Origin of the sequence: Paucilactobacillus nenjiangensis, from assembly GCF_005405445.1 — a bacterium.
Taxonomy (GTDB): domain Bacteria; phylum Bacillota; class Bacilli; order Lactobacillales; family Lactobacillaceae; genus Paucilactobacillus; species Paucilactobacillus nenjiangensis.
In genome coordinates, this window is the sequence record NZ_BJEB01000070.1 from 1 (window position 1) to 10483 (window position 10483).

A 10483-nucleotide genomic window follows, 5' to 3' on the forward strand; every position below is an offset into this window, starting at 1 on the left:
AAAGGGACTTTGGAGTGTTTTTCCAAAGTCCCTTTATTTTTTATAGTCTGGAATTAGTTTTTTCCCAGCCACTTTTGGTGTTTAGTAGATAAAACGCGGCAATTGAAATCACTTGAAAAATTAACATAATGGCAAACATCGGTGTAGGACTGCTGGTCCCAAACAATCCAACCAACGGTGAGCTGATTCCACCGGCAATATTACCGAATAAACCAACCATGGCCGAAGAAACGCCAGCGTTGATACCAGGAACCTGCATTGCTAGATCAGTCGCTAAGGCAGTGGTAAATCCAAAACTACCGATAATTAGGAAAATACCAATCATTGAAAGTAAGTGGCTGCCAATTGTAATCCCATTGAGAATCATTAAACCAATAATAATTAACGTAACAAACAAATTGATGTTAACCATTTTTTTGCTTCTAAAGTAACTGGCCATTCGTCCAGCCAGAAAACTACCAAAAGCAATGCCACAGCCATTCAAGGCATACATTAAACTAAATTGTGTACTATTTAAGTGAAAGACCCCTTGGTAAATAAATGATGAACCCGAAATATAACAGAACAACACACCGTTGGCCATACAGAGAATTAAAGTAGGTTGCCAAAAGTCTTTGGCGTGTCCTAATGTACTAAGTGACTTACGGCTGAAGGTGGTTTCGACTTCTTTTGGAGCCGTTTCAGGTAAAAAGATAGAATTGATAATCAAGAAAATACCGATGAAACCTAATACCACAAAGATTAAGGTCCAAGGACCGACTAACATGGTCATCGAACCAATAATTGGCGAGATGACGGGGAAAATGCCGTTAATTGACATCAAGTTAGCATAAAAGCGGGTTAACTTTTTACCAGTAAACATGTCTTTGGCAATTGCGCGTGAAAGCACGTTACCACTGGCTCCGGCTAAACCTTGTAAGAAACGAATAGCCAAGAAAATCCAGATATTTGAAGTGAATGCGAGTGCGAATGAAGTGATGGCAAACACCGCTAAGCCGATAATCAGTGGTGTTTTACGGCCAATCCGGTCACTAATTGGACCGATGACTAATTGACCAAGTGCGAGGCCAACGATACACGTGCTAATACTCATTTGAATTAATGATGCTGAGGTATGCAATGAACTGCTCATTGCGGGTAATCCAGGGAGATACATATCTAATGACAGTGGCCCAAAGGCACTTAAAGTACCTAATAGTAAAACTAGCCACAGCGAAGATTTATTTTTCATGATGAACACCAAACCAATCCTAAAAATTAATGATAAGAATATCATATCAAAATTTGAACCGATGTGGTTGATTTCGATACTAACTTATCAATATTTGCTATATACTTAAATTATTAATGTTTAAAGAAATGAGTGAAGTAAATGGATTCATTACATCTGTCAAAACGCTTAGCGACCGTCGCTAAATATGTCCCTGATCAAGCCAGAATGGCCGACATTGGCTCTGATCATGCTTATTTACCTGCCAATTTGGCGTTAAACTCACGTATTGAGTTTGCGATTGCAGGCGAAGTTGCCAAGGGACCATACCAAAATGCCTTAGCAGAAATCACTAATCATCATTTAACAAATGTGATTGAAGCTCGACTAGCGGATGGCTTAGCTGCTATTGAAACAAGTGATCGAATCGACACGATTACAATTGCTGGCATGGGGGGTACCTTAATCAGTGACATCCTGGAAAACGGTAAGGATAAGTTGGCACAGGTCAATCGGTTAATTTTAGAACCAAATGTGGGTGCGGAAATTGTGCGTCAGTGGTTGGTCGATAACTATTTTGAAATTACGACGGAGGAAATCTTATCTGAAGATCAACATGTTTATGAGATTATCGTCGCAGAACCGACTGACATTAAAGCCGTGTATGATGCGCAAGAAATACTGTTCGGACCATTTTTACTGCATGAAAAGTCAGTACCTTTTGTAGAAAAATGGCAAGGACAGGTCGCTCATTTAGAAACAGCGATTCAGCAAATGGAACAAGCTCAAAAAGTTCCAGCAGATAAAATAAAGGAATTTCAACAGGAAATTCAGCTGATTAAGGAAGTGTTATAAATGATTGCACAAGAATTAATTGATTATTTCGAACAATGGGCACCCAAGTCGATTGCAGAAGACGGCGATCCAGTCGGACTCCAGTTAGGTAATCCGCAACAGGAAATTCACAAAATTATGACTACCTTAGACGTGCGACCAGAAGTTGTAGCTGAAGCGATTGCTCAGCAAGTTGATTTTATTTTTGCCCACCATCCAATGATTTTTCGAGCACCTCACAACTTAGATTTAAGCGTGCCACAAAATGAAATGTACGCGCAATTGATGAAACATGACATTGTGGTCTATGGCGCACACACGAATCTGGATAATGTGAATGGGGGGATGAATGATTGGTTATCTGCTCAACTGGAATTAAGTGGGTTAGAACCCTTGTTAGCCGGTGGAACTCATCCAATTACCAACGAACATTACGGAATGGGGCGAGTCGGTCAATTAGCGCAAGCAATGTCAGTCGAACAATTTGGCCATTACGTGGCCGAAAAATTTGATGTTCCCGCGCTACGAATTGTTGCGGGCACAGAGAAACAAATTCAACGAGTGGCCGTTTTAGGTGGATCTGGTGGCCAATTCTATTTGGATGCGGTCAATCACCAGGCTGATGCATATGTGACGGGCGATATTTCCTATCACACGGGACATGACATTATTGCTAATGGCTTAGTGGCGGTCGATCCCGGGCACCATTTCGAATCCATTTGTAAAGCCAAACTTCATTTGCTATTTGAACAGTGGAAAGCAGCGCAAGGATGGCAAGTTGAAATTATTGAATCAAAATTAAGTACAGAACCATTCAAATTTATGATGAGGTGATGAGAAAATGACTAAATATGACGATTTGCTCCCTCGTTTTATTAATTATGTGAAACAAGAGACTCGTTCAGACGACAAATCAACGACGATTCCTTCTAGTCCACTAGAGACAGATTTTGCAAACAAATTAAAGGATGAATTGATTGCGATTGGCGTTGAAAATGTCCGTATCCATCCCCAAAATCAATATGTTTTGGGCACGCTGAAGAGTAATTTGGATTATGAAGTCCCTGCAATTGGGTATATTGCCCACATTGACACGGCCGACTTCAATGCCCATCACGTTAATCCGCAAATTATTGATAAATATGATGGCAACAGTGATATCCAATTGGGAGAGAGCGAATATGTGCTGGATCGAGCTTCTTTCCCAGCTTTGGAAAACTATGTAGGGCACACGTTGATTACAACAGATGGAACAACCTTACTTGGTGCGGATGACAAGTCAGGGGTCTCGGAAATTGTGACAATGGCTAAGTATTTAGTGGACCACCCAGAAATCAAACATGGTGATTTACAACTGGCATTTGGTCCAGATGAAGAAATTGGCACCGGCGCTGACCATTTTGATGTTGCTGATTTTGGTGCTGATTTTGCTTACACAGTTGATGGTGGTCCTTTAGGTGAACTGGAATATGAAACCTTTAATGCGGCGGCAGCCGAGATTACCATTCAAGGTAAAGATGTTCATACAGCTACAGCTAAAGGGGTGATGATCAATGCCTTGCAAGTCGCCTTTGAATTGAATAGTAAATTACCAACGCATGACCGCCCTGAATTAACCACGGACCGCGAAGGTTTCTTTCATTTAGATAAATTGAACGGAACCGTTGATCAAGCCACGATGGAATATATCATTCGTGACCATGACAAACAAAAATTTAACGCGCGCAAAGCCGCAATGAAGAGCATTGTTGAGGCCTTAAATGATGTGTATGGTGAAAATCGGATTCAATTAAAGATGTATGACCAATATTACAACATGCGTGAAGTAATTGAAGAACACATGGAGGTCGTTGAGATTGCTAAGCAAGCGATGGAGGATCTCGGGATTGAGCCCGTCATTTATCCGGTGAGAGGTGGTACGGACGGTTCCAAGATTTCATTTATGGGCTTACCAACCCCTAATTTATTTGCCGGTGGTGAAAACATGCATTCTCGCTTTGAATTTGTCTCACTTGAAGTGATGAAACAGGCCGTTGATGTCTTGTTAAAAATTAGTGAGTTAAATGTCGCCAAACGAAAATAAAAAATAAGCCTCGCTGAAAAATTTCAACGAGGTTTGTTTTTATTATTATTTACTTGTTACTTCCGCACTTTTTGTAATCCATGCGAAACAGTTAGCTGCGAACAAGCCAACTACAATGGCTAACACACCCATTGTTACGGGGTCAATAGTTAGAATATCAAGTTGTCCACAGATGTATCCTAGGACTTCACCTAAGATTAATGCCCAAAATGCGGCCACTAAGTTTGAAACGATTAAACGCATCTTCTTCACCTCACATAATATAGACACTAGTTTATCACAATTTGAAAAAAAGTGTAAAAAAGTTTCGTAACTAATAATATTGGTATACTTTAAAAATAGACTTGTTTATTGTTAATATGATTGTTATTATGAATGTTATCAGGTCAAATTAATCTACATTGGTATATCTAAATTGATTTTTGTGTTTTCACAGGATAGGGGTCAAATTTGATATAATCATTGGGAAAGGGAGTTAGTAGATGAGCTTTGTACCGTTACAAGTCCTCAGTAGCTATAGCCTACTGAAAAGTACTTCACAAATTAAACAGCTAGTGGCGAGTGCCAAAGATCGTGGCTATACTGCTCTAGCAATTACCGATGAAAATGTTTTATACGGAGCCTTTGATTTTTACAATGAGGCCGTGAAAAAAGGAATTAAACCATTGATTGGGATGACCATCGTCTTGCCATCAGAAGTAGTGGCAGATAATGACCAACGTTTAGTCTTAATTGCCAAAAATTATGATGGCTATCGTCACCTAATGAAAATTACTACCACGATTCAAACCTTGGAACGTGGTGAAACCATCACCTTGGATCAATTATCCGAATGGTTCCACGATTTATTCGTCATCTTACCCACGGATAATGATTTGTACCGGTTGATTCAATCCGGTCAAGCAGATGAAGCGCGGGTCTATTTTGAACAACTGGCCAAATCAGTCGATGAGCAAAGTTTATTAATTGGCATTAATCCAAGTGTTGATGCGATTTTACGCCAAACCATGATGCAGTTAGTGACACAATTAAACACGCAATTAATTGGTTTATCACGGGTGGGTTATTTAAATGCGGACGACCATTTTTCGGTGGAAGTCTTACGGTCGATTGATCGTGGTAACCAAATGAACCAGCCCCAAATGTTAGCCAGCCATCAAGGCGAGCATTACTTAAAGCCAGTTGCTGACATAGAACGTGAATTCCAAACGGTTGGGTTAGTAGACGCGGTTAATTTAACCCAAGTCATTGCTGGCCAAGCCAACGTCAAGTTGGAATCACAAGACACCATCTTACCTAAATTTGAAAACGACAAACAGTTAGATTCATTTACGTACTTAAAGCAATTGTGTATTGAAGGCTTAAAATTGAGAGCGATTGCACCGGGCTTCACCGTGGATGATTATCGGAACCGGCTTGCGAGTGAATTAAAAATTATTCACGAAATGGGCTTTGATGATTACTTCTTGATTGTCGGGGATGTGATTGCCTATGCGCATCAACACGGTATCATTACTGGTCCCGGGCGGGGGTCAGCGGCCGGATCATTGGTTGCCTATTCCTTGGCGATAACCGACGTTGATCCGTTGCAATATAACTTACTCTTCGAACGATTCTTGAATCCAGAACGGGTTCAAATGCCAGATATTGATTTAGATATTCCAGATGACCGGCGAGAAGAAATTTTGCAATACGTTCATGATAAATACGGCCACGGACGAGTCGCCCAAATTATCACCTTTGGGACTTTAGCGACTAAACAAGTGTTACGTGATGTCGGTCGAGTCTTCGGTTTATCGCAATTTGAAGCCGCTGAATGGAGTAAGACTATTCCACAAGCCTTGCACATTAGTCTGGAAGATTCATACCGTCAATCGTTGCCCTTACGGAACTTGGTGGCAGATAACGCCAAGAACCAGTTAATCTTTGAGACTGCTAAAAAGTTGGAAGGTTTACCAAGACACTATTCGACGCATGCCGCCGGGATTGTGCTTTCGCAAGAAAAACTAGAAGACTTAGTGCCGTTACAAGACGGTGGCGATGGCATGCTGATGACTCAATTTGCCAAAGATACGGTCGAAGCGATTGGGTTGTTGAAAATTGATTTCTTAGGGTTGCGGAACTTGTCGATTCTAGATCATGCCGTCAAATTGGTCCAACAAACGAATCCAGAGTTTGCATTAACGCAAATTGAGTTAAATGATAAAAAAACTCTGGAGCTCTTTCAAAATGGCGACACAAATGGAGTCTTCCAATTTGAATCTAGTGGGATTAAAAATGTCCTCACGCAATTACATCCTGAAACGTTTGAATTGATTGTGGCCGTTAATGCGTTATACCGTCCAGGACCAATGGAAAACATTGACACGTTCATCAAACGGAAAAAAGGTCAGGAACCAGTCAGCTATCCAGATGAATCATTAAAAGATATTTTGGGTGTTACGTATGGCATCCTCATTTATCAAGAACAAGTCATGCAGGTGGCATCGAAAATGGCCAGCTTTAGTTATGGTGAGGCCGATTTACTGCGGCGAGCCATGAGTAAGAAAAAGCAAAGCATGATGGATTCGATGCGCAGTAAATTCATCCATGGCGCGCAAGATAATGGTTATACGCCAGAAGTGGCAGAACGGATTTTTGACTATATTGATCAATTTGCAAATTACGGATTTAACCGGTCACACGCGGTGGCGTATTCGAAGTTAGCGTTTGAACTGGCGTATATCAAAGCTTGGTATCCAGCTGCATTCTTAATTTCACTGCTGAATACGGTCAATAATGACGCTGCTAAAATTCGGATGTACATGTCAGAAGCCCAGAAACATAAAGTCAAGGTTGATGGGCCCAATATTAATGTCAGTGAACGTGAATTTACAATGCAAGACGGGCATATTTTGTTCGGTCTGGGGGATGTAAAGGGATTACGCCGCGACATGATTCGAGATGTACTTGAGAGTCGGGTCAACGATGGTCCGTTTACAAGTTTACTGAACTTTGTGCAACGGTTAGATTCAAAGTGGCAAAAAAAGGAATTAATCGAACCATTAGTATACGTGGGAGCATTTGATGGACTAGGCAATAATCGGGCAGAGTTAGCAGAGGCACTACCAAAAATTATTGATAGTGTTGAGTTAACCGGGTCTAGTCTGAGTTTGTTTGAGGAGTTACAACCGACAATTTTTGAACGAAAAGAATTTGGTTTAGAACAACGATTGGGATTTGAAGAACAATATTTAGGTGCCTATTTGTCTGGTCATCCGGTGAGTCAATTTGCGGACGCGGGGATGCGACTCGGGGTGACGCCAGTCGCTGAATTAGCTAACCGTGCAAGTGTGAAAATCTTTGTCTTTGTAACAAATGTCAAGGTGATTCGTACTAAACGAGGTGAACAAATGGCCTTCGTGTCGGGCAGTGATCAAACCGGGTCCATCGAAGTCACCGTTTTCCCTAATCTATATAAACGAATCAGTGCTTTACTTGAAAAAAATAAGATTTTACTGGTTGATGGGAAAGTGGAGACTGAGCGTCGCTTGCAAGTGATTGCTAATCAGATCCAAGATGCCAAGACGGTGGTTGTTAAAAGTAACCAAACTAAGCCACCGACTGTAAGCAAACGCTGGGTGTTACGCATTGATGCGCAACATGAAAATCAACAAACGCAACAAAATTTAGCTGACTTTCTGGTCAGTGAACCAGGCAACATTCCGGTAATTATTTTTGAACAACGAACTGACAAAAAACTAATTCAGCCGAAAGAGAGGTGGATTCCCGATTCGGTGGGAATTCAATCTCGCCTGGTCGAGATTTTAGGTACAGATAACGTTGTGTTACAAAATATTAAAAAATAGAAGGGTGATTTTATATTATGGAATCAAAATTCGATATTGAAGTATATTCAGATGGAGCAGATATTAACGATATGCTCACAGATGCCAAACGTGATTACGTGACTGGGTTTACAACTAACCCATCATTAATGAAAAAAGCAGGCATCACTAATTACCTCGAATTCGCTAAAAACGCAATCAAGGAATTGCCAGATTACGGCATTTCATTTGAAGTTTTTGGTCATGATAATGAAACCATGAAAAAAGAAGCCGCCATTATTTCAGCATTGGGCGATAATGTCTTTGTTAAAATTCCAATTTTGTTGGCAGACGGAACTAGTAACGCACCATTGATTCACGATTTGTCACATGCGGGCATTAAAGTAAACGTCACGGCAATTTCTACTATTGAACAGGTACAACAAACTGTTGATAATTTGGATGACGATGTTCCTGCCTTGGTATCAATTTTTGTTGGACGGGTGGCTGATACTGGTCAAGATCCTACTGAATTTGTGAAGCAAAGCGTTGAATTAACTAAGCCACATCCAAATGCCAAACTATTATGGGCTTCAACTCGTGAAGTAATTAATGTTTATCAGGCACAAGATATGGGAGTCGATGTGATTACGGTGCCACCAGCAATTTTAGCTAAGTTAGGTAAAGTTGGTAAGTCTTCATATCAAGTTTCTGTAGATACGGTTAAGGGATTTGATAAGGATATTTCAAGTTTGGGCTTTAGCATTTTAGACTAATTGAAATCGTAAGTTTTTTCGATGGACAGGCACGAAAAAATGAGCATTTTTTAATAAAAGTCACTAATTTGTCAATGGTATCGTTTACATTTGTGAAACTTGACATAAACACAAGACACCGTTTTTAAAAAGTGATAGACTAGCATTTGTACAAAAAGGACATACATTTGTCCGGATAACTCAAAGGAGAGATTTTACTTATGAAGAAAACCAAGATTGTTAGTACACTTGGTCCTGCCAGTAGCGATGTAGATACAATTGTAAAGTTGATTGAATCAGGAGCAAACATTTTCCGTTTCAACTTCTCACATGGTGATCACGAAGAACACCTTGGCCGTATCACAAATGTTCATAAAGCCGAAGAAATTACCGGCGTTAAAGTTGGACTAATGCTTGATACTAAGGGTGCTGAAATTCGTACTACTGTTCAAGCAGAAGGTAAGATTGAATTCAACATTGGCGACAAGCTTCGCATTTCAATGGATGATAGTCTTGAAGGAACTCACGACAAGATTGCTGTCACTTATCCTGGATTGTTTGACGACGTTCAAGTTGGTGGACACGTATTATTCGATGATGGCTTGATTGACATGTTAATCGACGATAAAGATGCTGCTAACAAAGAACTTGTTGTTACAGTTCAAAACCATGGTTTGTTAGGTTCACGTAAGGGTGTTAACGCACCTGGTGTTTCTATCAACCTTCCAGGTATTACTGAAAAAGATGCTAGCGATATCCGTTTCGGTTTAGATAACGAAATCAACTTTATTGCTGCTTCATTTGTACGTAAGCCACAAGACGTTCTTGATATTCGTGCCTTACTTGAAGAAAAGAACATGGGTCATGTTCAAATCTTCCCTAAGATCGAATCACAAGAAGGTATCGACAACATTGATTCAATCATGGAAGTTTCAGAAGGTCTTATGATTGCTCGTGGAGACATGGGTGTTGAAATTCCAGTTGAAAATGTTACTTCAGCTCAAAAATCATTGATTCGCAAGTGTAACTTATTAGGTAAGCCAGTTATTACTGCTACCCAAATGCTTGATTCAATGCAAGAAAACCCACGTCCTACACGTGCCGAAGCATCTGACGTTGCTAACGCTGTCTTTGATGGTACTGATGCAACAATGCTTTCAGGTGAAAGTGCTAACGGAGACTACCCAGTAGAATCTGTTGCAACTATGGCTCGTATCGACGAAAAATCTGAAAACGAATTAGACGAATTCGGTACTGAAGTATTTGACTTCAATACTGCTGACGTTACAGAAGCAATTGGTTCATCAGTTGCTTTAAGTGCCGATGCTCTTGGTATCAAGACTATCGTTGCTGCAACTCGTTCAGGTTATACTGCTCGTATGATTTCAAAATATCGTCCAAATGCTAACATCTTAGCACTTACATTTGACGAACGTACTCAACGTGGATTGACTGTCAACTGGGCAGTTCAACCATTCCAAGTTGAAACACCAAAGAGCATGGATGATTTATTTGCCGAAGCATCAACAAAGGCTAAAGAATTTGGCTTTGCTGTTACTGGCGAAAAGATTATCGTTGTTGCTGGCTTCCCTGTTGGTAAGGAAGGTACAACTAACATGATGCGTATCCAAACCATCGAATAATCACTTTGATTATTGATGACAAAATAGGACCTTTCGAGGTTCTATTTTTCTACCATTAGTCAAGGGAAACCTTGATCTAATGGTTTTTTATTTTAATAAAGCATGGCTACAGGCCTATTTAATAACGTATATGAACTGAAAAAGATCAATTA

General features: G+C 40.3%; 8 protein-coding genes. 6 read left to right on the forward strand and 2 right to left on the reverse strand.

The window, feature by feature from the left end:
* Positions 1-40: 40 nt before the first annotated feature.
* A complete protein-coding gene (locus tag FFM59_RS08885) occupies positions 41-1231 on the reverse strand; it encodes a multidrug effflux MFS transporter (protein ID WP_170175975.1) in 1191 nt (396 codons plus the stop codon).
* 141 nt (positions 1232-1372) lie between these two features.
* Between FFM59_RS08885 and FFM59_RS08890 the strand changes: the two genes are divergently transcribed.
* The 3 genes from FFM59_RS08890 to pepT are packed head-to-tail and all read left to right on the forward strand — an operon-like array spanning position 1373 to position 4127.
* On the forward strand, positions 1373-2065 hold the full coding sequence (locus FFM59_RS08890; RefSeq protein ID WP_137602689.1) for a tRNA (adenine(22)-N(1))-methyltransferase: 693 nt from the start codon (positions 1373-1375) through the stop codon (positions 2063-2065).
* The gene (locus tag FFM59_RS08895; RefSeq protein ID WP_137602690.1) at positions 2066-2878 is read left to right on the forward strand and encodes a Nif3-like dinuclear metal center hexameric protein; all 813 of its coding nucleotides are present in this window, start codon (positions 2066-2068) and stop codon (positions 2876-2878) included.
* A 7-nt stretch (positions 2879-2885) separates the two neighbouring features.
* Positions 2886-4127, forward strand: a complete 1242-nt coding sequence (gene pepT / locus FFM59_RS08900; protein WP_137602691.1) for a peptidase T — start codon at positions 2886-2888, stop codon at positions 4125-4127.
* Between the two features lie 45 nt (positions 4128-4172).
* On the opposite strand, the gene FFM59_RS08905 is transcribed toward pepT, so the two are convergent.
* Positions 4173-4370 (reverse strand): DUF2929 family protein, encoded by a 198-nt coding sequence (locus tag FFM59_RS08905; protein ID WP_137602692.1) that lies wholly within the window; start codon positions 4368-4370, stop codon positions 4173-4175.
* A 239-nt stretch (positions 4371-4609) separates the two neighbouring features.
* On the opposite strand from FFM59_RS08905, the gene dnaE reads away from it, so the two are divergent.
* The 3 genes from dnaE to pyk all read left to right on the forward strand — a co-directional run bounded on the left by dnaE (position 4610) and on the right by pyk (position 10331).
* Positions 4610-7975: a DNA polymerase III subunit alpha gene (gene dnaE / locus FFM59_RS08910; protein ID WP_137602693.1), complete on the forward strand. Its 3366-nt coding sequence runs from the start codon at positions 4610-4612 to the stop codon at positions 7973-7975.
* Between the two features lie 17 nt (positions 7976-7992).
* The gene (locus tag FFM59_RS08915) at positions 7993-8709 is read left to right on the forward strand and encodes a transaldolase (protein WP_137602694.1); all 717 of its coding nucleotides are present in this window, start codon (positions 7993-7995) and stop codon (positions 8707-8709) included.
* A gap of 200 nt (positions 8710-8909) precedes the next feature.
* Positions 8910-10331 (forward strand): pyruvate kinase, encoded by a 1422-nt coding sequence (gene pyk, locus FFM59_RS08920; protein ID WP_137602695.1) that lies wholly within the window; start codon positions 8910-8912, stop codon positions 10329-10331.
* The last annotated feature ends 152 nt before the right edge of the window (positions 10332-10483 follow it).